21 protein-coding genes are annotated in these 24590 nt (G+C 72.0%); 9 read left to right on the top strand and 12 right to left on the bottom strand.

Going from position 1 to position 24590, the window contains the following annotated elements; translation table 11 throughout:
- Positions 1-16: 16 nt before the first annotated feature.
- Positions 17-985, bottom strand: a complete 969-nt coding sequence (locus tag AB0D48_RS22785; protein ID WP_362399779.1) for a fibronectin type III domain-containing protein — start codon at positions 983-985, stop codon at positions 17-19.
- Positions 986-1239: 254 nt separating this feature from the next.
- Between AB0D48_RS22785 and AB0D48_RS22780 the strand changes: the two genes are divergently transcribed.
- Positions 1240-1434 (top strand): hypothetical protein, encoded by a 195-nt coding sequence (locus AB0D48_RS22780; protein ID WP_362399776.1) that lies wholly within the window; start codon positions 1240-1242, stop codon positions 1432-1434.
- A 129-nt stretch (positions 1435-1563) separates the two neighbouring features.
- Positions 1564-3129, top strand: a complete 1566-nt coding sequence (locus tag AB0D48_RS22775) for a hypothetical protein (RefSeq protein ID WP_362399773.1) — start codon at positions 1564-1566, stop codon at positions 3127-3129.
- A gap of 87 nt (positions 3130-3216) precedes the next feature.
- Here AB0D48_RS22775 and AB0D48_RS22770 read toward each other — a convergent pair whose 3' ends face one another.
- Together AB0D48_RS22770 and AB0D48_RS22765 are read right to left on the bottom strand one after the other, a co-directional pair.
- Complete coding sequence (locus AB0D48_RS22770; protein ID WP_362399770.1) at positions 3217-7023, bottom strand: helix-turn-helix domain-containing protein; 3807 nt, start codon at positions 7021-7023, stop codon at positions 3217-3219.
- A 46-nt stretch (positions 7024-7069) separates the two neighbouring features.
- Complete coding sequence (locus AB0D48_RS22765; protein ID WP_362399767.1) at positions 7070-7246, bottom strand: hypothetical protein; 177 nt, start codon at positions 7244-7246, stop codon at positions 7070-7072.
- Positions 7247-7467: 221 nt separating this feature from the next.
- On the opposite strand from AB0D48_RS22765, the gene AB0D48_RS22760 reads away from it, so the two are divergent.
- Positions 7468-8484: a right-handed parallel beta-helix repeat-containing protein gene (locus AB0D48_RS22760; RefSeq protein WP_362399879.1), complete on the top strand. Its 1017-nt coding sequence runs from the start codon at positions 7468-7470 to the stop codon at positions 8482-8484.
- 34 nt (positions 8485-8518) lie between these two features.
- A complete protein-coding gene (locus AB0D48_RS22755; protein ID WP_362399764.1) occupies positions 8519-9589 on the top strand; it encodes a methyltransferase in 1071 nt (356 codons plus the stop codon).
- 80 nt (positions 9590-9669) lie between these two features.
- Here AB0D48_RS22755 and AB0D48_RS22750 read toward each other — a convergent pair whose 3' ends face one another.
- Together AB0D48_RS22750 and AB0D48_RS22745 are read right to left on the bottom strand one after the other, a co-directional pair.
- On the bottom strand, positions 9670-9927 hold the full coding sequence (locus AB0D48_RS22750; RefSeq protein ID WP_362399761.1) for an acyl carrier protein: 258 nt from the start codon (positions 9925-9927) through the stop codon (positions 9670-9672).
- Positions 9928-9940: 13 nt separating this feature from the next.
- Entirely contained in the window at positions 9941-11062 is a 1122-nt protein-coding gene (locus tag AB0D48_RS22745) for a SchA/CurD-like domain-containing protein (protein ID WP_362399758.1), read from the bottom strand.
- A gap of 148 nt (positions 11063-11210) precedes the next feature.
- Here AB0D48_RS22745 and AB0D48_RS22740 point away from each other — a divergent pair, with 148 nt between their 5' ends.
- The gene (locus AB0D48_RS22740) at positions 11211-12851 is read left to right on the top strand and encodes an FAD-dependent monooxygenase (RefSeq protein WP_362399755.1); all 1641 of its coding nucleotides are present in this window, start codon (positions 11211-11213) and stop codon (positions 12849-12851) included.
- Between the two features lie 149 nt (positions 12852-13000).
- On the opposite strand, the gene AB0D48_RS22735 is transcribed toward AB0D48_RS22740, so the two are convergent.
- On the bottom strand, positions 13001-13537 hold the full coding sequence (locus AB0D48_RS22735; RefSeq protein ID WP_362399752.1) for a type 1 glutamine amidotransferase domain-containing protein: 537 nt from the start codon (positions 13535-13537) through the stop codon (positions 13001-13003).
- Between the two features lie 403 nt (positions 13538-13940).
- Between AB0D48_RS22735 and AB0D48_RS22730 the strand changes: the two genes are divergently transcribed.
- Complete coding sequence (locus AB0D48_RS22730; protein WP_362399749.1) at positions 13941-15056, top strand: glutamate--cysteine ligase; 1116 nt, start codon at positions 13941-13943, stop codon at positions 15054-15056.
- Between the two features lie 49 nt (positions 15057-15105).
- Positions 15106-17523, top strand: coding sequence for a SpoIIE family protein phosphatase (locus AB0D48_RS22725; protein WP_362399746.1), 2418 nt, complete (start codon positions 15106-15108; stop codon positions 17521-17523).
- On the opposite strand, the gene AB0D48_RS22720 is transcribed toward AB0D48_RS22725, so the two are convergent.
- Together AB0D48_RS22720 and AB0D48_RS22715 are read right to left on the bottom strand one after the other, a co-directional pair.
- Complete coding sequence (locus AB0D48_RS22720) at positions 17520-18125, bottom strand: TetR family transcriptional regulator C-terminal domain-containing protein (protein WP_362399743.1); 606 nt, start codon at positions 18123-18125, stop codon at positions 17520-17522. The two genes, AB0D48_RS22725 and AB0D48_RS22720, sit on opposite strands and share 4 nt — an antisense overlap.
- 23 nt (positions 18126-18148) lie before the next feature.
- Positions 18149-20212: a discoidin domain-containing protein gene (locus AB0D48_RS22715; protein ID WP_362399876.1), complete on the bottom strand. Its 2064-nt coding sequence runs from the start codon at positions 20210-20212 to the stop codon at positions 18149-18151.
- Between the two features lie 172 nt (positions 20213-20384).
- Between AB0D48_RS22715 and AB0D48_RS22710 the strand changes: the two genes are divergently transcribed.
- The gene (locus AB0D48_RS22710; RefSeq protein WP_362399740.1) at positions 20385-20630 is read left to right on the top strand and encodes a hypothetical protein; all 246 of its coding nucleotides are present in this window, start codon (positions 20385-20387) and stop codon (positions 20628-20630) included.
- Positions 20631-20713: 83 nt separating this feature from the next.
- Positions 20714-22117 (top strand): NADP-dependent succinic semialdehyde dehydrogenase, encoded by a 1404-nt coding sequence (locus AB0D48_RS22705; RefSeq protein WP_362399738.1) that lies wholly within the window; start codon positions 20714-20716, stop codon positions 22115-22117.
- A gap of 269 nt (positions 22118-22386) precedes the next feature.
- Here the strand turns inward: AB0D48_RS22705 and AB0D48_RS22700 are convergent, their stop codons facing one another.
- From AB0D48_RS22700 to AB0D48_RS22685, 4 genes are all read right to left on the bottom strand, one after another.
- Positions 22387-22989, bottom strand: coding sequence for a hypothetical protein (locus tag AB0D48_RS22700; protein ID WP_362399735.1), 603 nt, complete (start codon positions 22987-22989; stop codon positions 22387-22389).
- 1 nt (position 22990) lies between these two features.
- A complete protein-coding gene (locus tag AB0D48_RS22695; RefSeq protein ID WP_362399732.1) occupies positions 22991-23533 on the bottom strand; it encodes a hypothetical protein in 543 nt (180 codons plus the stop codon).
- A 92-nt stretch (positions 23534-23625) separates the two neighbouring features.
- Positions 23626-23976: an STAS domain-containing protein gene (locus tag AB0D48_RS22690; protein ID WP_362399729.1), complete on the bottom strand. Its 351-nt coding sequence runs from the start codon at positions 23974-23976 to the stop codon at positions 23626-23628.
- A gap of 90 nt (positions 23977-24066) precedes the next feature.
- Positions 24067-24498: an Hsp20/alpha crystallin family protein gene (locus tag AB0D48_RS22685; RefSeq protein WP_362399726.1), complete on the bottom strand. Its 432-nt coding sequence runs from the start codon at positions 24496-24498 to the stop codon at positions 24067-24069.
- Positions 24499-24590: the final 92 nt, after the last annotated feature.

Here is a 24590-nt window from a genome sequence, read left to right as displayed (position 1 = left end):
AGATCGCTGCCTGAATTCACGCTTTGAGGGTGACTCTCCGCTCCGCCGAGAACGCGCCCCAGTTGCCGTCGGGCAGCCGGGCCCGCAGTTTCACCGCCCACACCGTACCGGCCGGCTCGGTCACCGTGATCCGGTGCTCCGCCCGTCCGCTGGGCACCCCACCGGCGCCGAACTGGATGACGGTGGTGGGCCGTCCGTTGACGTACAGCTCGTACTCGCTGGTCTCGCGGCCGGTGTCCGGGGCGGTCCAGGTGAGGGTGACCGTGCCGGGGGAGGCCGTCGCCGTGAACCCGGCGGGTGCGGTACCCGGTCCGTCGCCCGAGGCGGGTGGGGTGGTCACGTCCACCGCCGGGCCGTCGGGCGAGGAGTTGTCGGCCCCGTCGCGGGCCCGCACGGTGAACGTGTAGACGGTGTCCGGCTGGAGGCCGCTGAGGGTGGTCGAGGTCTCCCCGGGGCCGGCGGTGTGGATCCGGACACCGCCCTGGTAGACGTCGTACGCGGTCACGCCCGTGTCGTCCGTGGCGGCGGACCAGGACACCACGGCCGCCCGGGGTCCGGTGGCCCGGCCTGTGGTGGCGGCCGGGGCAGTGGGCGCCCGGCGGTCCTCGGCGGTGGCGGCCGGGGTGGTCGCCGAGGCGGCCGGACCCGTCCCGGAGAGGTTCCCGGCGGCGTCCTCGGCGCGGACGGTGAAGGCGTAGGCGGTCTGCGGGGTGAGACCGGTGATGTCCACCATGGTTTTGCCGGCCGGGAGTTCGCGTACCAGGCGGCCCGCTTCGAAGACCTGGTAGCCGGTCACCCCGTCGCGCTCTGCGGCCGCCTCCCACATGACGTGCACGGTCGTGGCGCTGCCGGGCTGCGCGGTGAGCCCCCCGGGCGCGGGCGGAGGCTCGGTGTCGGGCGCGGTGCAGGCCCCCAGGACGGCGAGGGCGAGGCACAGGCCGAGGAACGGACCGAGGGTCGGGGCGGTGCGTCGCACGGGCGCCATCCTCCGCTTCCTCGGAAAGGTCTAGACATATATGGCACGAAGGTCCGAGGCCCTGCAAGACCCGTGCCGTACCCGGTTCCTCTTCGTCGCGGGCTCCGCCGTGGCCGGCATCGCGCGACCGTGCGACCCGCCGGGACGGGGTCGTCAAGGACTGACCAGTCGTCACGGACGGTCAACACCCGTACGGCGGACACGTGTTTCGCCCATCGGCACCCCTGACTGCGCCACCATGGCGCCGAAGTAAGGAGGTTTCGATGGTGATTTCCCTCTCCGTGGTCGTCCTGCTCCTCATCCTCGCCTGGATCTTCGTGCGCAGCGGCGGCCTCAAGTTCTCGCACGCCGTCATCTGTGTGCTGCTCGGCTTCTACCTCGCGAGCAGCAGCATGGCCGCGACCATCCACAACGGTCTGACGGCCACCGCGAACGTGGTCTCCAGCCTCAATCCTTGATCGACTGTTGCGCCTTCGTGAATCATCCGGCTCTTCCATGGACTCCTCGGGCACTGCGATCTAGCGTCTGGCGGCGGCGCGATGTCGGACGTGATGTCAACAGAACTGAAGAGAAACGGAGGAGTCCGGATGTTCCGAAGAGCGCTGAACTGCGCTGTGGTCCCGGTCGTCGCCGCGTTCACGGTGATGTACGGAGTCCCGTCGGCCCAGGCCGACGGGATACCCAAGGCCCCCGGGCACCGCCTGATCAGCCACTACGACGGCAACCCCGCGGCCGCCGCGCCGCTGCCCGGCGAGGCGCCGCAGCACCCCTTCCTCGCGCCCAATGGCCGCAGCGGCATGCACTCCGATGCGGCCGGCAGCGCCACGTCCCCGTGGTCCGGGCCGCTCGGCAGGAACCCGCGAGTGACCAGCGAGAAGATCGCCGCCCTCGGCGGGGAATGCGCCACCGCCACTTTCGACGCGGGCGGCCGCCTCGTCACGGTCTGCGGCACCTTCTCGGGTTTCAAGGTCAAGCTCCTGGAGCCCCGTACGCTCGCCACGCTCGCGGAGTACCAGCTGCCGCAGCGTTCCTCGACGGTCGAGGCGATCACCTCGCTCGACTTCTCGAAGATATTCAAGGACACCTCGGGCGGTGCCTACTTCTACCTGGACGACCAGGACCGGGCGGTGCTGGCCGACTCCCGTCAGCACATCCTGCGGCTCGCCCATGCGCAGAACCCCGACGGCAGCTGGAAGTTCACCGTCGACGACGACTGGGACCTCACGGGCCAGGTCCCGCACGACTGCGTCAGCTGGACCAATCTGTGGCCCAGCGGCACGTGCGACCCCGTCACCTCCGTCATGCCCGACTGGGGCGGCCGCATCTGGTGGGTGACCCGCCAGGGCCGCGTCGGCACGGTGGATCCGGTGACCTCGGAGATCCGCTCCGTCCGGCTCGACGGCGAGGAGATCCAGAACTCGTTCTCGGTAGCCGAGGACGGTGTCTCCATCGTCACCGACCACGCGCTCTACAGCTTCCGCGCCGCCGCCGACGGCACGCCCGTGGCGCAGTGGCGCCAGACGTACGACCGCGGCACCGGGACCAAGCCCGGCTCCGTGAACCAGGGCTCGGGCACCACCCCGGACCTCTTCGGCAACGGCTACGTCGCCATCACCGACAACGCCGACGACCGGATGAACGTCCTGGTCTACAAGCGGGGCGTGGACGTTCCCGCGGACCGTCGGCCGGTCTGCAAGGTGCCGGTGTTCGGCCCGGGCGCCTCGACCACCGACAACTCCCTGATCACCTGGGGCAACAGCATCGTCGTCGAGAACAACTACGGATACGAGAATCCCACCACGCTGCTGCTGGGCAAATCCGTCGTCGGCGGCGTGGCCCGCATCGACGTCCGTGCCGACGGCAGCGGCTGCGACACGGTGTGGGAGAGCGCGGTCCGCTCGCCCTCCGTCGTCCCGAAGCTCTCCACCGCGAACGGGCTGCTCTACTTCTACGAGAAGGAGCCCAACTCCTGGGGCATCGACGCCTGGTACCTCACCGCGGTGGACTTCCGCACCGGCGAGCGCCGCTGGCGGCAGCTGACGGGCACCGGCGCGCTGTACGACAACAACTGGGCGCCGATCACCCTGGGCCCCGACGGCACGGCGTACGTCGGCGTATTCAACGGCATCGTCGCGGTCCGCGACGGCGGCTGACCCCGCCTGCTGGAGCCGGCCGGCACGCGACCCGTGCGGCCGGCTCCGCACGAGGGCAGGCGGCGCCGGCCACCCGCACCCGCCTCGTCACCGTCGGGGGAGCTCGGCGATCTCCGCGAGCCGGGCCCCGACGTCCAGATTCCACAGCCGTACGGTTCCGTCCGTGCTGCTGCTGGCCACGGTCCGCCCGTCGGGGGAGAAGGAGACCCCCCACACGGCGCTGGCGTGACCGGTCAGCGCGGCCACCGGACGGCGCCCGGCCACGTCCCACAGCCGCACGGTACGGTCGTTGCCGCTGCTGGCCAGGGTCCGGCCGTCGGGGGAGAAGGCGATGCCCCGCGCGGAGCCGGTGTGCCCGGTGAGCGCCGCCTCGAAGCGCCGGCGGCGGACGTCCCACAGACGGACGGTCCCGTCGTTGCCGCTGCTGGCGAGGGTCCGCCCGTCCGGACTGAAGGCCACCCCCCGGACCGCACCCGTATGGCCGGTGAGTACGGCCAGTTGACGGGCTTCACCCCCAGCGCGCGCCGCCGAGACGTCCCACAGCCGTACGGTCAGATCGTCGCCGGCGCTCGCCAGGGTGCGCCCGTCGGGGCTGAACACCACGTCGTTGGCGAAGTCCGTGTGACCGGTGAGAACGGCCAGTTGGCGGCGTGCCGGGACGTCCCACAGCCGGACCGTGCCGTCCGCGCCGGCGGCGGCGAGCATCCGCCCGTCGGAGGAGAAGGCCACCGAGAACACCGTCCCGCCCCGGCCGGTGAGGGTGGCCGCCGGTGCGCGGGCCGCCACGTCCCACAGCCGGACCGTGCCGTCGGAGCCCGCCGAGGCCAGCGTCCGCCCGTCGGGGGCGAAGGCCACCGAGAAAACGGTCTCGGTGTGCCCCTCGAACGTGGCCACGACCCGTCGCCCCGCCACGTCCCACACGCGCACCGCGTGATCCGCCTCAGCGGTGGCCAGCAGTCTCCCGTCGGGGCTGTACGCGGCGTGCCAGACCTCCGTGAACGGCCGCGACGCCAGCACCGGGCCGCGCAGGTCCCACAGCACCACCGACTGGTCGAACCCGGCGGTGGCCAGCACCGCGCCGGCGGAGTCCACCGCCACCCCGAGCACGTAATCGGTGTGCCCGGCGAGCGTCGCCGTCAGACGGCCGCCGCGCACGTCCCACAGCCGGGTCGTCCCGTCGCCGCCCGCGCTGACGACCGTCGTCCCGTCCGGCGTGTAGACCACGCCGTTGACGTCGTCGCTGTGCCCGGTCAGCGTCGCGGTGAGCCGGCGCCCGGCCACGTCCCACAGCCGTACGGTCCGGTCGACGCCCCCGGTGGCGACGGACTGCCCGTCCGGAGCGAACGCCGCCCCCAGGACCTCGTCCGTGTGCCCGGCGAAGACGGCCAGCGGGAGGCCCTCCACCGGATCCCACAGCCGTACGGTCCGGTCCGAGCCGGCCGAGACCAGCGTCCGGCCGTCCGGCGCGTACGCCAGGGCGTTGACCCGGCCGGCGTGGCCGTCGAGGGAGGCCACGGCCCGGTGCTCCCCGGCGGCCTCCCACAGCCGCACGCTCCCGTCGGCGCACCCGACGGCCAGCGTCCGGCCGTCCGGTGCGAAGGCCACGGTCCGGGCGCCGGTGGTGCTCGCCGCGAGGACCGCCGCCGTACGCCCGCCCGCGATGTCCCACAGCCGTGCGGGGCCGTCCGTGGAGGCGGCCGCGAGCGTCCGGCCGTCGGGGCTGAAAGCGACGGCGCGGACCCGCCCGGGCATGGTGAAAGCCGCCGTAGTGCGGCGGTCGGCCACCCGCCGCAGCGTCACCGTCCCGTCCGAACCGGCCGTCGCCAGCGTGCCGTTGCCCGGGGCGAAGGCCACCGCGTTCACCGGCCCGCCGTGCCCGCCGAGCCGGGCGACGAACGGCTGCGCCTGGGTGCTCAACAGGGCCCCGCGCGCCTCGGTGGTCGCCGCCGTACGGTACGCCTCCCCGGCGAGCCGCATCGACGCCTCCGGCTGGCCGGCGGCCAGCGACGCGGACTGCAGGGCGAGCGCCCGTGACCGTGCGACCCGCTCCTGGCCGAGCGCCCCCGCACGCTGCTGGTACGCCAGCCCGCCGGCGCCCACGGCGAGGACCAGCAGGACCACGAGCGTGGCCAGCATCCACTGCCGCAGGCGCACCTGACGCAGGGCCTGCCGCTCCCGGCCGTCCTGCGCGGCCCGACTCGCCCGCAGGAACGCCTCCTCCAGCGGCCCGAGCCGGCCCCGGCCGTCGGGCTCGTCGGCCCACGCGCGGGCGGTGTCCAGCCGGGTCCCGCGGTAGAGCGCCGACGGATCTCGGCCCTCGCGCTCCCATTCGGCCGCGGCGTGCGCCAGTTGCTGGTGGATCAGCAGGCCCGCCCGGTCGTCCTGGATCCAGCCGCGCAGCCGCGGCCAGGCGTGCAGCAGCGCCTCGTGGGTGATCTCGACGGTGTCGCGGTCCATGGTGATCAGCCGGGCCCGGACGAAGGCGTCGAGCGCCGCCCCGGCCCGGTCCGCGTCGACGAGCTGTTCCATCAGGGCGGTACGGCTCATCCGGCGGCGGGTCGCGCCCGCGCCGTCGGCGACGTGGACCAGACGCACCAGGACGCGGCGGATCGTCCGCTGCTCGGCCGGGTACAGGCGGGCGAATGCGGTCTCGGCGGTCCGCGCGATCGCGCCCTGGATGCCGCCGGTCCGCTCGTACCCGGAGACGGTCAGGGTGGCTCCCCGGCGCTGCTGCCAGGTGGCCATCAGCGCGTGGGAGACCAGGGGCAGCGCGCCGGAGGGGGTGTGGCCGGGGGCGCCCTCGCTCTCCTCGCGCAGGCCGGCATCGCGCAGCAGCAGGGGGACCAGGCCCGGTTCGAGGGTGACCCCGGCCAGCTCCGCCGGACGCGTGATCGACTCCCGGAGCTCCGCCAGGGTCATCGGGGGCAGGACGAACAGCCCCGCGGTGAAGACCGGGGCCAGCTCCGGCAGGTCCAGGCAGCTCCCGGAGAAGTCGGCCCGTACGCCGAGCACCACCACGGCGGGGTCCGGCCCGCCCGCGGCGGGCCCGGAGGCGGACAGGGCAGACAGCACGCCTACGAAGGCGCGCCGCTCCTCCTCGTCGGAGCAGAGGGTGAAAAGCTCCTCGAACTGATCGATGATCAGCACGGGCCGTACGGGCGGAGACCGGTGGCCTTGGTCCGAGAGCCGGCGGACGGCCTCGAGCAGTACCTGGGGCCGGTCCCGCACTTCCCGCGCGGTGATGCCGGGATCGCTGTCCAGGACCTTCGCGGTGCGGTCCAGCAGCTCCTCCAGCGGATGCGCGGTGGGAGTGAACCGCACCACCGGCCACGCGGCGGCGCCCGGCATCGGGAAGCCTCCCCGGCGCCGCAGAGCCGGTACGAGACCGGCGTTCAGCAGGGACGACTTGCCGGCGCCCGACGGGGCGACCAGCATCAGCGGCCCGCTCCCGACGCGTTCGAAGACGCGCTCGGCCAGCTCGGCCGTCGCCCGCTCCCGGCCGAAGAACCACCCCGCGTCCCGCGCGGTGAAGGCCGACAGGCCGCGGTAGGGACACTCGCCGTCCGACTGCTGCCCGGTTCCCGGCCCGGTCCCGGCGTCCGCATCGACGGCGGTACCGGGCGGACCCGTCTCCCGTACCATCCGCAGCAGTTCGCCCCCCGCCCCCAGTACCTCGTCACAGCGGCGTGCCACGTCGGTGGTCACCCGCTTCGAGCCGGTCTCGATCTTGCTCAGATAGCCCTTGCTGTAGTGCGTCCGACGAGCCAGGTCGGCGAGGGACAGTCCGCGTTGCGCACGCAGACGCCTCAGCTGCGCGGGAAACGGCGGTGTGGTGTCGTCCTCGGATGATTCGTGCTGGTGATCGGATTTCCGTCGGCGGTCCGGATCCCCCAAGACACCCCCCATGGCGTGCCCGGGCAGTGAGATGACACCGCCCAGGCTACAGCCGGGGTCGGACCGATTGCGGCCGGTTGCGGCGGATCGAGTGGATGGCCGTCAGGTCGGCGTGGACACCGGCCTCGGCGGCGATCGGACTGCCGCAGCCGCCTCCGTTGATGCCGGTGCACAGGTTTGCGGTCGCACCGGCGTACTGGTCGTGCCGCGCGCCGGAGGTCACCACGCCCGCGTACGGGTGGTCGTGACGGGGCGTTCCGCGGGCGGGTCGCGGGCCACCAAGGCGACGCGCGGGCGTCCACTCGTCCGGACCTCAAAATGAGGCCGTTTGCCCACGGGTTGTGTGCTTCCGCTTGTCCAGTGTGGAGATTTGCCCGGATCGCCCATAACTTCGGATTTGTGACGAATCGACAGCTCACGGTCCTCGCATGCATCTCAGTCGTCATGGCCGCAGGCCTCGGCGTGGCGGCGCCGCCCGCCGAGGCGGCCACGCACGTGGTGCATCCGGGCGAATCGATCCAGGAAGCGGTGGATGCCGCACGGCCGGGAGACCGCGTCCGCGTGCTCCCCGGCATCTACCACGAGAGCGTGAACATCACGAAGCCCCTGAGCCTGCGCGGGTCGGGGCCGAAGACCGTGATCACGCCGCCGGTCGCGCCCGCGCGCGCCGAGAACCCCTGCGCGCAGAGCGGCAACGGTATCTGCGTCATAGGAGCCGCGGAGAAGAGCGTGGACCGGGTGAGCATCCGGTCGCTGACGCTGACGGGGTTCAAGAAGAGCGGCATCTGGGCCACCCGCACCGACCGGTTGAAGGTCGAGCGGGTGATCGCCGAGCGGAACGGCACCTGGGGCATCGCCCAGGAACGTTCCACCCGGGGAGTGTTCCGGAACAACATCGCACGCGACAACGCGGAGTCCGGCATCTTCGTCGCCAACACCATCGACCGCGAGGGCGGCGCCACCGACACCGGCGGTGCCGTGATCCGCAACAACACGCTCACCGGGAACCGGATCGGGGTCACGGTCAGGCGGGTCCGGAACCTCTCCGTCAAGGACAACATCCTCACGGGCAACTGCGGCGGGATCTTCGTCGTCGGCGACGAGGGCGAACCGGGCGCCGGCGACATGACCATCCGAGGCAACTGGATCTTCGAGAACAACAAGTTCTGCAAGGGCAACACCCGCCTCCCCGACATCCAGGGCGTGGGCATCGTCCTCACCGGGGCCGAGGAGACGGTCGTCCGTTCGAACTCCATCCGGGGCAACGTGGGCTCCTCGCCGCTGTCCGGCGGCATCCTCCTGTTCAAGAGCTTCGTGGGCGCCCAGAACACCGACAACGTCATCAAGGACAACGACGTGCGGGGCAACCAGCCGGCGGACCTGGCCAACCAGGGGACGGGGTCCGGCAACAGGTTCGTCGGCAACCGGTGCGGGACCTCCCAGCCAGCGGGGATGTGCTGACCGTGATCCCCCTCAACAGCGGAATCGAGGCCGTATGACCACGGTAAGCACCACCCCCACAGCCGCCCCCACCCCCGCAGCCGCCCCCGCCCTCCAGTCGGCCATGCGGCTGCGCGAGCTCGTCTTCGGCGCGGCGGTCGCCGCCGCCGTGCGCGCGGCGGCCCGCCTCGGCGTCGCCGACGCACTCGGGGAATCGCCCGCCACCGCTGCCGAACTCGCGTCGGCGGTGGACTGCGAAGCCAAGCCGATGCACCGGCTGCTCCGCGCCCTCTCCTGCTACGGCGTCTTCGCGGAGACGCCGGACGGGAAGTTCGTCCACACGGAGATGTCACGCCTGCTGCGCGAGGACGATCCGCACAGCCTGCGCTACATCTCCCTGTGGTGCACGGAGCCCTGGACCTGGCAGGCCTGGCCGCTGCTCGACGAGGCGGTGCGCTCCGGCGGGAGCGTCTTCCACGACCTGTTCGGCAAGGGGTTCTTCGACTACCTGCACCAGGACGCGCACGAGTCGGCCCACGTGTTCAACCGGGCCATGACCACCTCCAGCATGCAGTCGGCGCTGGACGTCGCGGAACTCCTCGACCTCACCGGCGTCTCGGTGGTGGCGGACATCGGCGGCGGCCAGGGCCACGTACTGGCGAGCCTGCTGGAGAAGCACCCGTCGGTACGAGGTGTCCTGTTCGACCTGCCCGGAGTGGCGGCGAAGGCGGATCCCCGGCTGCGCGAGGGCGGTGCGCTCGCCGAGCGGGCCGCCATCCTCCCCGGGGACTGCCGCGAGGCGATCCCGGTGCAGGCCGACCTGTACATCATCAAGAACATCCTGGAGTGGGACGACGACAGCACCCGCAGGACCCTGCGGAACGTCATCGCGGCGGCCCGCCCCGGAGCCAGGGTCGTCATCATCGAGAACCTGGTGGACGACACCCCGTCGATGAAGTTCACCACCGCGATGGACCTGATGCTGCTGCTCAACGTGGGCGGCGCGAAGCACACCAAGAACAGCCTCGTCACACGGATGACGGACGCGGGCCTGGAGATCGGCGAGATCCGGCCGGTCAACCCGTACCTGCACGCGTTCGAGTGCACCGTCCCCGGGGGACGGTGACCGTCGCGTCGACGCCCCCGGGACCGGCACGGAGCCGGCCCCGGGGGCGTGGGTACCTCTGATCGCGCGGGGCTCCCGCGTCACGCGTCGGTCATCAGCGCGTTGTTGACGAGATCCAGGAACTCCCGCGGCGACTTGCACCGGTCGGCGTCGGGGGGCAGGGGCCGGCCGTGCCGGTTCTCCAGCTCCCCGACGATGCCGAGCAGCCCCAGGGAATCGAGCCCCCACTCGTCGAAGGCAGCCTCGGGACGGCTCGCCATCGCGGCGGGGTCGACGGTGATCCCCGCACCCTTGTGCATCAGGGCGGCCAGTTCTTCCATCGTCAGTCGAGCGGTCATTGCGGACCTCTCCTCAGGCTCGCGCCGGCGGATGCCGGTCGGTGATCAGACGCATTTCGGAGCGTCGCAGGAATTGGGAGATCTCCTCGTCGGTCGTCGGGACGCCGTCCTTGGCGCTGTCGAGCAGCCGGGCGAGCACGGCCGCCTTGTGGTCGCCCTCGACACCGAGCGCCAGAGCGGGCCGGGCGTCGAGCTTGCCTTGCAGGTCGAGGAGCCGGACGACGAAGTCATCGCGCTGGAAGACGGTGCTGCTCACGATCGGGCTCGCCGGGTCGCCCACGGCGGCCTCGTCCTGGCCCGCCAGCAGCCGCGCGAGCGCCATGCCGCACCCGTCCTTGGCGGGATAGAACAGCGCGTGCCGCCGGACGCCTTCGGGCTCGGGCCCGCCGGACGCCACGTGGTGCACGGCGGGGAGCGCCGCCCGGGTGAAGAACATCCGGGCGGAACCGGGGTCGCTGAGGTCCCGGTCCTGCTCCAGGTACGGATTGAGCGCTGCTTCCAGGGCCCTGACCTCGGGCTGCTCGGCCACATGGCGCAGGGCCGCCAACAGGTCGCCCTCCACCTCGACGGCCCGTACGACCCGGTTGCCGTGCATGAAGAGGGAGGTGCGGCGCAGCCGGGTCCTCTCGTCCACCCGGGCCTGTGGGGAGGTGTACCCGGCCAGCAGCTCCGCGACGACGGCCTCGCTGCCCGGCTTGACGGTGAAGGTGAGGGCATGGCGTACGACGCCGTCCCCCCGCCGGGGAGCGGAGGCGATCGGGCCGGGCTCGGCGGGTCTGCCCGCTGCGGCGGACCTGACGGTCTCCCGCATCACGCTGAACCTCAGCGAGCGGGTGTCGCGTACGCAGTCGTGCAGCGGCTTGACCGTCGCGACGTGCTCCTCGCTGTTCAGCCAGGACAGGAAGCGCGGTGCGCTCTCCCATTCGCTGGTGATGAGCCACTGCGAGGGATTCTCGATGGACTGGCACAACTCGTCGCTGATGTGTCCGGGGACGGACGACACCTGCCGGCGCATGTGCTCGTAGACCTCGAGGAACTGATTCTGAGCCCCGTCGTACAGGTCCAGCAGCAGCACGACGCGAAGCCTCGCGCCGTCGAAGGCGGACTGGGATATCCGTTCCGACAAGGTCGTCATCGTTCACACTCCTTCGAGACATCGCGGTCGCCACGGGGCGGCGCCACCCGAACCGATCGTGGTCCGGTACTGCCATCGGCGCGACAGGAGAGAAGCAAGCGGGTGAACGGGCGAGGGAACGCCCCTCGCACAGGGCATGTGAAGAGCCATGAAGGAAAACGTCGACCACCGCGTCCCGGTCCTCATCGTGGGCGGCTCGCTGGTGGGCCTGTGCACCTCGCTCTTCCTGGGCCGGCACGGCATCAGGCACATGCTGGTCGAGAAGCATGCGGGTACCTCGATGCACCCGCGCGGACGCGGAATCAACGTACGGACCATGGAGCTTTTCCGAGTAGCCGGCGTGGAGGACCGGATTCGTGAGGCCGCCTCGGTCCTGGCGGACAATCACGGCATCATGCAGGGCGGTTCACTGACCGGCGACGACCTGGAGTGGCTGTTCGAGGAGATCGACCCCGGGGGTGCGCTCGCCCGCTTCAGCCCGGCGGCGTGGTGCCTGTGCAGCCAGAACGACATCGAGCCGGTACTGATGTCGGTGACCCCCGAGCTCGGCGCGGACCTGCGGTTCTCCACCGAACTCCTCTCCTTCGACCCCGACGACACCGGTGTGACCGCGATCGTGAAGAACCGGGACACCGGGGAGCACAGCACCGTGCGCGCCGACTACCTCGTCGCCGCGGACGGGCCGCGCAGCCCCGTCAGGGAGCAGCTCGGCATCGGCCAGAGCGGCCACGGCGACCTGTTCCACAACGTGAGCGTCACCTTCCGGTCCCGCGGACTCGCGGACGTGGTCGGCGACCGGCGCTTCATCGTGTGCTATCTGACCAAGCCCGGCGCGGACGGGGCCCTGCTCCCCGTCGACAACCGCGAGCGGTGGGTCTTCCACGCGCCGTGGCACCCCGAGCGGGGCGAGACGATGGACGACTTCACCGACGAGCGCTGCGTGGAGCACATCCGGCGGGCCGTCGGCGCGCCCGACCTGGACGTCGAGATCACCGGTAAGGCCCCCTGGCACGCCGCCGAGCGCGTCGCCGAACGGTACGGGACCGGACGGGTCTTCCTCGCCGGTGACTCCGCCCACGAGATGTCCCCCACCGGGGCGTTCGGTTCGAACACCGGTATCCAGGACGCGCACAACCTCGCCTGGAAGCTCGCCGCCGTGCTGAACGGCGCGGCGGGTCCGCGACTGCTGCAGACCTACGAGGCCGAGCGGCTGCCCGTCGCGCGGGCGACGAGCGAGCGCGCCTCGGCCCGCTCGGCGGAACACAGTCACCCGGGGTACGAGCCCGAGCCCGGCCGCGCGCCGGCCGGTGCCGGCCGGCCGGGCGGGGTCCTCTCCGTCGCCATGGGCTACCGCTACAACCTGGGCGCCGTCCTGGGCACCGATCCGGAACTGCCCGTCGTGCCCGAACGGATGCGGCTGAACGGCGAGCCGGGTACGCGCGCGCCGCACATGTGGCTGCGGGGGCCCGGCGGGCGGACGTCCACGGTGGACCTCTACGAGCGGTCCTTCGTGCTGCTCAGCTCCGAGGGCACCCCCTGGCGGGCGGCGGCGCGCTCCGTCGCCGCGCAGTTGGGCGTCGGCCTGGACGCGTACGCGATCGGCACCAGTCCGGAGGCCGATCTGGCCACGGAGGAGGGCGCCGACTGGGCCGAATTGCACGGTACGACGAAGACCGGTGCGGTCGTCGTCCGCCCGGACGGCTTCGTGGCCTGGCGCTCGGCGGAAGCCGTGGCCGATCCGGAAGCCGTCCTCCACGAGGTCCTGAGCGCGCTGCTGTACCTGTCCTGACCGACCGGCATCCGGCCCTCCGCACCGCCCCCCGGCGCCGCGGAGGGCCGGTCTCCTTTTTCGCCGGCCCGGCGTCGTGTACCAGGGTCGACCCCTTCCCGGCGCGCTACGCGGTCCCGTCCGCGAACGCCGGACAGCGCGACGGCCGGTCAGCCGGCGCCGAACTCCTTGACGAACGTGCCGCAGAAGGCGTTCAGGTCGCCCGGCTTGCGACTGGTGACCAGCGTGGCCAGTGCCTCGCGGCAGACGTGCACCTCCTCGTCCACCCAGGTGCCTCCGGCGTTGCGGATGTCGGTCGCCAGGCTCGGCCACGAGGTCAGCGTGCGGCCCCGTACGACGTCGGCCTCCACCAGGGTCCAGGGGGCGTGACAGATCGCCGCGACGGGCTTGCCGGCCTCGAAGAAGCTCCGCGTGAAGGCGACGGCCCGCTCGTTCAGCCGCAGGGCGTCCGGGTTGGCGACCCCGCCGGGGAGCACGAGCGCGTCGAAGGCGTCCGCCGTGTCACCGGCGAGGACGTGGTCGACGGGGTAGGTGCCCGCCTTTTCGAGATGGTGGTAGGCGCGGATCCGGCCGGCCTTCGTCGAGACCAGCTGGGGGTTCCAGCCCGCCGTCAGTACGGCCTTCCAGGGCTCGGTGAGTTCGATCTCCTCGACGCCTTCGGGCGCCATGAGAAAGGCGATGCGCACCGGGTTCATCTCCTTCGGTCGGGGGGTTCCGGTAATGCGGGGGGACCGTTCAGTCCGGGGGCTCCGGCACTGCGGGCGGCTCGCCGGGAGCCGGGTGGGCGGGAGCCGGACGCGGTCCGCCGGGCTTCGGTACCGGGTCGCCCGGCGGCTCCGGATCGCGGGGGACCGGATCGGGGCTTCCGGGGGTGGGACCGGGGCCCTCGGGATCCGGTTCGCTCGACCAGTCCATGCGGCTCACCTCGGGTTTCCTCGGGATTCAGGCCGTACGTGCTGCCCGTACGGCGGCTGCGGTACCCCCTGCTCCTGCCCGTCCCCGGGCGGCTCATGTGCGCGGAGGCCGACCGGACGGTGTACTGGTGGGACGGGCGGGTAGGCGCCGGGCACCTTCTGAAGAGGAGAGCCGATGGACGTTCTGACCATGGGTGTCGAGGAGGAGTACCTGCTGGTCGACCGGGTCGGCAGGACGCCGGTGAACCGGGCACCCGAGGTGATCGGCGCCGTCACGGGCCAGCTGGGCGACCAGGTCCAGGCGGAGTTCTACAACGCGCAGGTCGAGGTCTGTACGCAGCCGACCGCCGACCGCGCCGACCTGCGCGAACAGCTGGCACGACTGCGCGGAACCGTCGCGCGGAGCGCGAGCGACGCGGGCTGCCTGCTGGTGGCCTCGGCGGTCCCGGTGATCGCACCGCAGGAGCCGCTGACGGTCACCGACTGTGAACGCTACCGTCGCATGGCCCGCCGGTTCTCCTCACTCGTCGGCCCCTCCCGCCTGGTCTGCGGATGCCACGTCCACGTCGGCACCCTGGACCGGAGGCGGGCGCTGAACCTCTCGAACCACATACGCCCGTGGCTGCCGGTGTTCCAGTCGCTGACCGGGAATTCGCCCTTCTCCTGCGGCCGGGACACGGGTTTCGACAGCTGGCGGTCGGTCGCCTTCTCCTGCTGGCCCACCGTGGGACCGCCCCCGCTGCTCGACGAGCCCGGGTACCTCGAATACGTCGACGGCCTGATCGGCTCCGGAGTGCTGCTCGACCGCCGCATGCTCTATTGGTACGCCCGGCCCTCCGAGCACGTGCCGACGCTGGAGTTCCGGGTCTCCGACGTCAACGCCGACCTGGACACGGTCGTCCTGCTGGCCGCGCTCATACGAGGCCTTGCGGGGACGCTCCTGGCCGAAGCCGACGCCGGCGTGCCGCCGCCCCAACCGGCGACGGCCATGCTGCGCAAGGCCCACGAGCTGGCCGCGGCGCACGGCATCGACGGACCGGGCCTCGACCCGGTCAGCGGCCTGGAGCACCCCGCCGTCCTGCTCGTCGAGCGGCTGCTGGATCGCGCCGCACCCGGTCTGGACGCGGCAGGCGACCTGTACGCCGTGCACTCCCTGTGGGACGGGCTGCGCCGCCAGGGCACGGGCGCGAGCCGTCAGCGGGCGGCCCTGGAGCGCACGGGCAGCCTGCGGGGAGTCGTCGACAGCCTCGCCGTGTCCACGGCCACCGCCGCCGCCCCGCTCGCCCACTGATCTCGCGGCCCGAGCCGTGACGCGCCCCGACCCGTGACATGCTCAAAGGATGACGAGCGATTCCGCGCTTCCCGGCGAGGGCACCGCACCTGAGGTGCTCGCATTGGCCAAGGTCGTGGCCAAGCTGCGTGCGGAAGTCGTGGGCCTGGAAGGCCTCGCTTCGACCACGGCAGTCCTGGAGCGGGCCAAGGGTGTGCTGATGGCCCAGGAGGGCCTGTCGGAGGACGTGGCGTACGAGACGCTGCTGCGGCGCGCCAACCAGCGCGAGCGGACGCTCATGGAGGAGTGCTGGATCACGCTGGGCCGGGTCGCCGCACGTCCTGCGTCACCCCCCGGCCCCGCCGCGCAGGCCTGCCCGCCCCAGCAGCCGGGCCTGACGGACCTGTCGGCCTTCGGCGCCGATCGCCATCCCGCCGCGGGCTTGGGCGGCGCCGGACACCGGCCGATCCTGGCCCGGCTGGCCGGCGCACTGGCCGGCGCGCACGGTCCGGACGACGTCGCCGAACTGCTGCGGTCCGCGCTCGGCGACCCCGCGGGCGTGGAAGGCGTGATGATCTACGCCGTGGCGCCCGCCGGGAGCCTGGAACTGGCCGGGCACGCCGGCGTCGGCGAGGAACTGGCCGCGCAGTGGCGCCATGTCCCGCCGCTGAGCGGGCTGGCCGCCCTGGAGGCCATCGACGGGGGACAGCCGCTCTGGCTGGAGGATCCGGCGGGGGACGGCATCCGTTACCACCTCATCGGGGATCCGCCCGAGCGGTGGCCCACGCGCGCCTGGCTCCCGGTACCCGGCCGCCGGCCGGTGCCGGCCGCCATCGGATTCTTCCGGTCCCGGCACACCCCCTTCGACGCCGACACCCGGATCCTGCTGCTCCGTGCCGTACGGCTGTGCGCGGCCCCCCTGCGCCACCTCGGGCACTTGCCGGACCCCGAGGAGCCGGGCGAGGTCGAAGCCGTCCAGCGGATCCTGGACGCACTGTCCGGAACCGCGATACTGCTCACCCCGCTGCGCTCCGAGACGGGGGAGGTGGAGGACTACCGGATCGACGCGGCGGCGCCGGCATCGGTCGACGTGGCCGGGCGCCGGGGCAAGGAGCTCGTGGGCCGCTGCATCCTGGAGACCTACCCCACCGTGGCGGGAACTGCCCTGTGGGAGGGCTACCTGGACACGCTGACCACCGGAACCGTCTACGAGGGCGAGCCCTTCGTCTACGAGGAGGTCACTGCCGGAGTTCCCCGGCAGTCCACCTACTCCGTGCGGGCCACCCGGCTGGGGGACCGCCTGATCGTGTCCTGGGTCCGCCACGACTCCAGCGAGCGCGAGGCGCGCCGACTGGACGACATGCAGCGCCTGGGCAATCTGGGGTGGGCCGGCTGGGACCTGGCGACGAACACCATCACCTGGTCCGAGCAGGTCTTCGCCATCTTCGGCCGTGACCCCGCGCTGGGCCCCATCGGGCTGGAGGAACTGCCCCGGCACGTCGTCCCCGACGACCTCCCGGGGCTGGGCACGGCCGTGCGGCGGCTGCTGTGCGACGGAACCGCGATAGACAGGTCCTTCCGCGTCACCACCGCCGACGGGGTACGGCACCTGCGGATCGTCGCCGAGGCGCAGTCCGACGTGGACGGCACCCCCGTCGAGGTACACGGCTTCTTCCAGGACGTCACCGCGCAGCGGGACGCCGAACTCGCCCTGCACGAGAGCGAGCGGGCCGTGCTCGTGGAGCGGGGCATGCTCCAGGCCGAACGCACCCTCGCCGCCCGGCTCCAGCACGCGCTGCTGCCCATCCCCGAGCAGTCCCTGGAACTCGCCGGGCTCTCCATCGACGTCGCCTACGTACCCTCGGAGAGCGGGCTCAACGTCGGCGGTGACTGGTACAGCGCCATCGAACTCCCTGACAAGAGCGCGCTCTTCGTCGTCGGCGACGTCGCCGGCCACGGCCTCGACGCGGTCGCCACCATGGCCCAGCTCCGGTTCACCACCAAGGGCATGACCATCACCGGCTCGGCCCTGCCCGACGTACTGAGCAGGCTCAACACCCTCCTGCTGCACACCGGTTCGGACACGCACGGGGCCACCGCCACCATGATCATGGGCCGCTACCAGCCCTGGGACCGCCGCCTGACCTGGGTGCGGGCCGGACACCTGCCGCCCCTGCTGATCCGCGGCGGCGAGGCACGGTTCCTCCCCCTGCCGACGGGCAGCCTCCTCGGGGCCGGCTTCGACTCCGTCTACGCCCAGGACACCCTCGACCTGGAACCCGGCGACCACCTGGTGCTCTACACCGACGGGCTCGTCGAGGAACCGGGGGAGGACCTCGACGCGGGACTCGCCCGGTTCGCCGTAACCGCGCGGCGGCTCCTGGAGGAAGGCCGGGGCGAAAGCCTCGCCCGCACCCTGGCCGCCCAGCGCCAGGGGCACCGGGACGACATCTGCGCCCTGGACATCCACGTTCCCGACAGGGTTTAGGGGAGGGCGTCGTCGCCGGCCAGGCCGGCGACGTGGTCGGTGATCGAGTCGAGGACGGCCGCCGCGGCCGCGTCATGGCCGAGGACCAGGAGGCTCAGCGTCAGCCCGTCGGTCATGGCCGCCAGGTAGCGGGCCAGCGCGGGGACCGGTACGCGCAGTTCGAAGCCCGTCGCGCGGCGCAGTTCTTCGAGGAGATCGGTGTAGGTCTGCGCGTACAGCTCGTACTGCCGCCGGGCCAGGTGCTCGAAGCCCGGCTGGCGCAAGGCGTACTGGGTGAGTTCGTACGTGAGCATGTGCTCGCCCGGGTGAGCGGCCACGTGGTCCCAGTACGCCTGGAACCCGGCCCGCACGGTCTCCCGGAGGGTGGCCTTCGGCTGGATCGCCTCCTTCACCACGGCGATGTAGTGGGCGGTGATCGTCTCGATGACCGATTCGAGCAGGACCTGCTTGGAGTCGAAGCAGTAGTGGAAGACGCTCAGCGACACGCCGGCCTCGGCGGCGATGGACCGCGTCGTCGTCCGGGCGACGCCGTCCCGGGTCATGGCACGGATCGCCGCTTCGGTCAGCTGCCGGCGCCGCTCGGCCGAGGCCATCCGTGCCATGGGTTTCCTCCGGTTCCGTGCCGTCAGCTGCTGTACACGCCGACCTCGTGCAGGGAGTAGCCCCACTGGGTGCCGCGCTGCAGCCCGTGGACGCGTACGTAGCGCGCGGGGGTGCCGGCGAACAGCGCCGTGTCCAGGCCGCCGTCACCGGTGGTCGTGGACCACGCGGTCTGCCAGTTCGCGCCGTCGGCCGAGAGTTCGATGCGGTACGACTTCCCGTACGCGCGCTCCCAGTCGAGGGTGACGCGCTTGACCAGGCTCGCCGTCCCGAGGTCGATCCGGAGCCACTGGTCGTCGCTCCAGTCGCTGGCCCAGCGGGTGCCCGTACTGCCGTCCACGGCCCGGTCGGGTGCGTAGCTGGTGAACGGGTTCCACTCCGCGGAGGAGGCCGAGGCGGCGGAGCCGGCCGCGAGGTTCACGCCCGCCTTGTGCTTCTCGGACGCGCCCCAGGTGGTCAGGTAGGACTCGGCGCCCTTGAACAGGTCGTCCACCACGCCCTGGCCGCCGACGATGCGGATGTCCTCGATCCAGTCGGGGACCAGGCCGTAGTGCGCGGCGCCGTCCGTGTTGAGGTCCCAGGTGCGCGTGCCGGTGGTCTGCTTGTCGATGACGGAGCCGCCGTCGGTGCTGCGGAAGGGGTAGCGCACGGGGTTCGGGGTGTCGGCGCCGCGCGGGCCGGGCCAGCCGCCCACGCCGTTCATGTCGGTCCCGTAGCCGTAGCCGACGTCGTACTTGTCGCGCAGGGCGTCCGTGCGCTTGGCCTCGGCGCTGAACGCCTCGGCGCCGCTCATGTACTGGGCGACGAACCCGCCGAGGCGGTACACCCGCTCGGTCCAGTCCAGGTCCATCCAGCTGTGCGAGGAGATCACACCCGGGTACGACTCGGATTCCAGGATGTCGAAGGCCTGTCCCGCGGCCTTCACGCCCATGTGGTCGATCTCCAGCATCATCTTGCGTTTCATCATTCCGCGCACCGCGTACTCGCCGAGCTCGGTCAGACCGCGGCTGTTGCACTGCGCGTCCGCCGCGTACGAGGGGACCGTCACCCCTGCCGGGAGTTCCTTCTGGGCCGAGGGGGCCGCGGCGAGGCCGATGGGGTTGTCGTGCTGCGGGCCGGTGCACTTCTCGGTCTTCCAGAACGTGCCGGTCGACAGGAACTGCCCCACGTTGATCGCCGTGCCGAGGGCGCCCTGGTCGAAGCGGACCCCGCACAGCGCGTTGTCGAACTTGTGGCACAGGAACATGCTGCGCACGCCCAGCTTGTGCAGCTCGTCGAGGCCGCGGTCGATGTCGGCCTTGCTGCACTGCGCGATGTCCAGGATCTGCTTGCAGCCGAACGGCTCGGAGGTCTCGACCCCGAGGACGACGGCCAGCTTGCCCTGCCGGATGACCTCGCGGGCCTGCGCGGAGTCGGTGACGATCCGGAACCAGCCCTTGCCCGGGCCGCCGTACATCTTGTCGACGTAGGCCTGCATGTCGTACGACTTCTGCGCCTCCAGGCGGATGGCGGTCATCTCGTCGCAGCCGCGGTCCTTGAAGAAGTAGACCGAGCAGATCACCCCGTTGGTGACGAGGTCGTTGACGAGCACGCGCTGGCCGCCGCGCCAGGCCCGTTCGACCCAGGCGTAGTAGTTCTGCTGGTGGGTCAGCGAGTCGTGGGCGGGCCAGTCCTTGAATGTGGGCCAGCCGTTCGGGTCGTGCTTGCCGTCGCCGCCCTTGGTGATGAAGTCGAAGATCGCGAGCGAGCCGTCGGGGTAGTGCTCGGGGCAGTCCTTGAGCGCGTCGGCGATCCCCAGCTCGGAGAACGGCTTGCCGCAGATCAGCCGGCCCCCGAAGCCCTCGTTGGACATCAGGTGGTCGTGCGCGTCGACGAAGCCGCGGACCCGCCCCTGGGCGTCGGTCCCCTGGAAGGGCTCGCCCGTCACGTTGATCCCGGAGTCCGGCGCGGGCCGCGCGGCCGGGTTCCACCAGCCGGGGTCGGCCGAGGAACTGGCCGCGGGGCCGAGCACCGTGGCCACCACGGCGAGGAGCAGCGACAGCACCGCGAGGGGCCGGTACCTGTGCCTGTGGTGCGGGTGTGCAGTCATGGTCATCACTCACGTCTTCGTGGTCGGCGGAACGGCGCCTGACTTGTCATGGCCCGCCCAAGCGTGGGGATGAGAATCCCGACTGTCGCATGCGGAGTCAAGAGTCCGGGACAACTGACCTGATGAATCGTCAGAACGCGCGCCCCGGCGCCCCGCCGCCTACCGTCGAGGTATGAGCGGGAATGTCGTCGTGTACGAGGTCGACCAGCCGGAGGCGTCCGTCCGACGCGTGCACGCGGCGCCGGCCGCCCCCGGGACCACCACGGTCCCCGGGCCGAGGACCTTCTGCGGCAAGGACACGTTCGCCATGGAAACGGCCTCGTGGACGCCTTCCGGAGACCCCGGTTCCGCCTGGTACCCCGCGCAGTACGGGGACCGGGTCTGCGCCGCCTGCGAGGACGTGGTGGGCGGCGGCTGAGCCGCCGGGCGCCCTCGCGTTGCGCGGGTCCGGCGCGCGGGGCAGGGTCGGGGGGAGGCGGCCCCCTGCAGGAAGGTCCGACGATGCCCATCGCCACCGTGAACCCCACGACCGGCCAGACGCTGCGCACCTTCGACGAGCTCGACGCCGCGGGCATCGAGCGCTGCCTGGCGGACGCCGCCCGGACGGCGTCCACGTACCGCCGTACCGGCTTCGCGGAACGGAGCGCCCTGCTGACCCGCGCGGCCGCGCTCCTGGAGGCGGAGACGGAGGACATCGCGCGGACCATGACCACGGAGATGGGCAAGCCGCTGGCGGCGGCCCGGGCCGAGGCCGCCAAATGCGCCAAGGCCATGCGCTGGTACGCCGACCGCGCGGAATCGCTCCTCGCCGACGAGCATCCCGCAGCCGCCGACGTGCGCGACGCGGGCGCCTCGGCCGTCCGGGTGTCCTACCGGCCGCTCGGGGTCATCCTCGCGGTCATGCCGTGGAACTTCCCGCTCTGGCAGGTCGTACGGTTCGCCGCACCGGCGCTCATGGCCGGCAACGTGGGCCTGCTCAAGCACGCCTCGAACGTCCCCCAGACCGCGCTCTACCTGGGCGAACTCTTCCACCGCGCCGGGTTCCCCCGCGGCTGCTTCCAGACCCTGCTCATCGGCTCGGCGGCCGTGGAGGACGTACTGCGCGACCCGAGGGTGGCCGCGGCCACCTTGACGGGCAGCGAGCCCGCCGGGCGCGCGGTCGCGTCCGTCGCCGGGGACGAGGTCAAGAAGACCGTCCTGGAACTCGGCGGCAGCGATCCGTACATCGTGATGCCCTCGGCCGACATCGACAAGGCCGCCCGTACCGCCGTGACCGCCCGTGTGCAGAACAACGGGCAGTCCTGCATCGCCGCCAAGCGCTTCATCGTGCACACCGACGTCCACGACGAATTCGCCGAGCGCTTCACGGCCGGTATGGCGGCGCTCACGGTGGGCGATCCGATGGAAGAGTCCACCGACGTCGGCCCACTGGCCACCGAAGCCGGGCGCGAGGACCTGGAGCAGCTCGTCGACGACGCCGTACGGCACGGTGCCACGGTCCTGTGCGGCGGCCGGCGCCCGCCCCGCCGCGAGAACGGCTGGTTCTACGAGCCGACGGTCCTGGCCGACGTCACCCCGGCCATGCGCATCGACCAGGAGGAGGCGTTCGGGCCCGTCGCCACCCTTTACCGGGTCGGGAGCCTGGGGGAGGCCGTCGAACGCGCGAACGACACCCCCTTCGGGCTCAGCTCGAACGTCTGGACGCGCAGCGAGGACGACATCGCGCACGTCGCGCGCGACCTGGAGGCCGGCGGCATCTTCGTCAACGGCATGACCGCGTCGCACCCGGCCCTGCCCTTCGGCGGCGTCAAGCGCTCCGGATTCGGGCGCGAACTGTCCGGCCACGGCATCCGGGAGTTCTGCAACATCACCACGATCTGGCAGGCGGCGGACGGCGAGGCCTAGTCCGTCCGGGCCGGGGGAGTGCGCGGGACGGATCGGTCGTGGTCCCGGGCCGCCCCCGGGCGGACACCAGCCATGCCCGCCCTGGCCCGGCCATACGGGCGCGGGAACGGCCTGATGTCCGCCCGGGGGCGGCGGGCGGGACGAAGAGCCTCGCCGGGGCCGTCGCGACGGTCAGGCCCGGGCTCGTCTCCCGCTCGCCTCGTGGCTCCGCCGGGTCCGGCCGTCCGGGCCGGCCCGGCTCCGCCGGGTCCGCCCGTCCGGGGTGCTGCTCACGTCTTGAGCAGCCGGTTGAAGAACGAGCGGTAGTGCTGCAGCGCCAGCCGCAGGTCCTCGGTGGCCACCTGCTCACCGCGGTCCCACTGGCCCTCCAGCCCCTGCTTGTGCGTGGCGAAGGTGCCGGCGAGGTTCTGCATGACCTCTGCCACGAGCGAGTCCGCCGACCTGACCGCGTCCTGCGGGTCGTCGACGAACCGGCCCTGGATCTCGCTCCACTTCGTCCGGTACTCCTCCGCCTCTCCGCTGCCGAGGAGCGGTTCGGCGCCGCCTTCCGCGTCGCCTTCCGCGGTGCGGCCTTCCACTGTGCCGGGCTCTGCCGTGTCGGCCTCGGCCGTGCCGGCTCCGGTCGTGCCGCCTGCTGCGGCGCGGCCTTCCGCCGTGGCATTTTCGCCGGCCGTGGTGTCCTCGGCCGTACCGCCTTCGACGTCGCCGGCTTCACCCGCGCCTCGTCCGAACGCGTCGTCTTCCTCCGTGGCGACGGCCTCCCCCGGGTAGACGGCCGCACCGCGTTCGCCGGCCGTGTCCGGGTGGGCGAGGTCCTCCGTGGTCAGGCCGGGCTCACGGGCCGGGTCCTCCCTGTCGTCGTGGGTCTGCATGTCACCTGCTCCTCTGATCGGTGAGCATCTCCTCGAACAGGGCGCGGTAGTGCACCATCGCCCCGCGGAGCTCCTCTGTCGTCGCCTGTCCCCCGTCGCTGCGCACCTGGACGTCGTGGGCGGCGCGGTAGTGCTCCAGCGTGCGTCCGTGCTCGACCGACAGGTCGCGGAGCTGCCCGCTGTAGCCGTCGGTGGGGTAGCCGCGCTCGCGCATCAGCCGGGTCACCAGCTGGTCGGCCTCGGCGACGGCACCCTCCGGGCGGTCCACGAAGTGCTCCTGGACGCCGCTCCACTCCTCGGTGTAGTGGCGTCGGCGTTCGGGCGGCAGTTCCTTGATGTCGAGCTGGTCGTGCCGTTCCTCGCGGGCGCGCAGGTCGCGCTCGGCGGCCAGCTTCCCGCCCTTTTCCTCGACCGTGCGCTCGTACTCGGGCCCGAACTGACCGCGCAGGTGCCGTCGTCTCGCCAGCATCCACAACATCAGGGAGAGCGCGAGCACCACGACCGCCGCCACGACGATCACGGTTATGAGGGTGTTTGTCGACATGTCCGGCCTCCGTTCCGGGGCCTTTGCGTGTGTGCTCACGCGGCTGCCCGCGCTGCCGCCGGACAAACCCGTCTTCCCGCAAAGCCGCGACGTCAGGCAGGAGCCGAGGGGTCGATCCGGAAGAGGTGATCGGACCCGGTGAGCTCCAGCAGGCGGCGGATCTGCCGGGTCGGAGCGGCCAGCCGCAGCGTCCGGCCGGATGCGTCGGCAATGAGCCGCCCCCTGAGGAGGGCGTTCAGTCCGGCGGAATCGCAGAACGTGAGACCACTGAGGTCCACGACGACGTCCGTGGGGCCGCTCACGTGCGTGAGGGCGGTGAGCAGGGCCACGCGCAGATCTTCGGCGTGCTCGATGTCCATCGCGCCGGTGGGACGGACCGTGATCACATCCGGCCCGACATCGACGGTGACGGGCAGGGCGCCGATGGTGGATTCCTCGCTCATCACAACGTTCCTTCGTCTCGCGGCGCGGGAGGGAGCGCGGAGGACGGGGCGTGCCGGAGGGGTTGCGGGCACCCGTCCTCCGCGGCCGGTTCAGGCGTCGATCTGCTTGCGGTCGCCGACGCGGCCGATGCTGATCTTGCGCGGCTTCGCGCGCTCGGCGATCGGGATGCGCAGGGTCAGGACCCCCGCGTCGTAGTCCGCACTGATGTGCTCGGTGTCGAGGGAGTCGGCCAGCATGATCTGGCGGGAGAAGACACCCAGCGGGCGCTCCGAGAGTTCCCTCTGCACGGTGCCGGCATGCTCGGCGGGGCGCCGCTCGGCCTTCACGGTCAGCATGTTCCGTTCCACGTCGATGTCGATCGCCCCGGGGGTGACGCCGGGCAGGTCGAAGGCCACGACGTACTCGTCGCCTTCGCGGTAGGCGTCCATCGGCATCACCGTCGGCGCGGACCACGCGCGGGGGCTCAGCACATCCCGGCTGATCCGGTCGAGCTCGCGGAACGGGTCGGTGCGCATCAACATCGCGAAACACCTCCAGTCGGTTCGGTCAGTCACTGCCAATGCGCTGCAACGCGACACCGTTGTAACATGTCGTCGAAACGATGACAAGCGCA

The organism is Streptomyces sp. NPDC048269 (assembly GCF_040652395.1).
Classification (GTDB): domain Bacteria; phylum Actinomycetota; class Actinomycetes; order Streptomycetales; family Streptomycetaceae; genus Streptomyces.
This window is presented reverse-complemented; position numbering and strand designations above follow the sequence as displayed.

Coding starts and splice junctions, on each gene's coding strand:
- AB0D48_RS22705 (WP_362399738.1), top strand. CDS start 20,714: ATGCCCATCGCCACCGTGAACCCCACGACCGGCCAGACGCTGCGCACC.
- AB0D48_RS22685 (WP_362399726.1), bottom strand. CDS start 24,498: ATGTTGATGCGCACCGACCCGTTCCGCGAGCTCGACCGGATCAGCCGG.
- AB0D48_RS22745 (WP_362399758.1), bottom strand. CDS start 11,062: ATGACGACCTTGTCGGAACGGATATCCCAGTCCGCCTTCGACGGCGCG.
- AB0D48_RS22730 (WP_362399749.1), top strand. CDS start 13,941: ATGGACGTTCTGACCATGGGTGTCGAGGAGGAGTACCTGCTGGTCGAC.
- AB0D48_RS22760 (WP_362399879.1), top strand. CDS start 7,468: ATGGCCGCAGGCCTCGGCGTGGCGGCGCCGCCCGCCGAGGCGGCCACG.
- AB0D48_RS22755 (WP_362399764.1), top strand. CDS start 8,519: ATGACCACGGTAAGCACCACCCCCACAGCCGCCCCCACCCCCGCAGCC.
- AB0D48_RS22725 (WP_362399746.1), top strand. CDS start 15,106: ATGACGAGCGATTCCGCGCTTCCCGGCGAGGGCACCGCACCTGAGGTG.
- AB0D48_RS22695 (WP_362399732.1), bottom strand. CDS start 23,533: ATGTCGACAAACACCCTCATAACCGTGATCGTCGTGGCGGCGGTCGTG.
- AB0D48_RS22780 (WP_362399776.1), top strand. CDS start 1,240: ATGGTGATTTCCCTCTCCGTGGTCGTCCTGCTCCTCATCCTCGCCTGG.
- AB0D48_RS22785 (WP_362399779.1), bottom strand. CDS start 985: ATGGCGCCCGTGCGACGCACCGCCCCGACCCTCGGTCCGTTCCTCGGC.
- AB0D48_RS22710 (WP_362399740.1), top strand. CDS start 20,385: ATGAGCGGGAATGTCGTCGTGTACGAGGTCGACCAGCCGGAGGCGTCC.
- AB0D48_RS22750 (WP_362399761.1), bottom strand. CDS start 9,927: ATGACCGCTCGACTGACGATGGAAGAACTGGCCGCCCTGATGCACAAG.
- AB0D48_RS22700 (WP_362399735.1), bottom strand. CDS start 22,989: ATGCAGACCCACGACGACAGGGAGGACCCGGCCCGTGAGCCCGGCCTG.
- AB0D48_RS22775 (WP_362399773.1), top strand. CDS start 1,564: ATGTTCCGAAGAGCGCTGAACTGCGCTGTGGTCCCGGTCGTCGCCGCG.
- AB0D48_RS22720 (WP_362399743.1), bottom strand. CDS start 18,125: ATGGCACGGATGGCCTCGGCCGAGCGGCGCCGGCAGCTGACCGAAGCG.
- AB0D48_RS22690 (WP_362399729.1), bottom strand. CDS start 23,976: ATGAGCGAGGAATCCACCATCGGCGCCCTGCCCGTCACCGTCGATGTC.
- AB0D48_RS22740 (WP_362399755.1), top strand. CDS start 11,211: ATGAAGGAAAACGTCGACCACCGCGTCCCGGTCCTCATCGTGGGCGGC.
- AB0D48_RS22715 (WP_362399876.1), bottom strand. CDS start 20,212: ATGACTGCACACCCGCACCACAGGCACAGGTACCGGCCCCTCGCGGTG.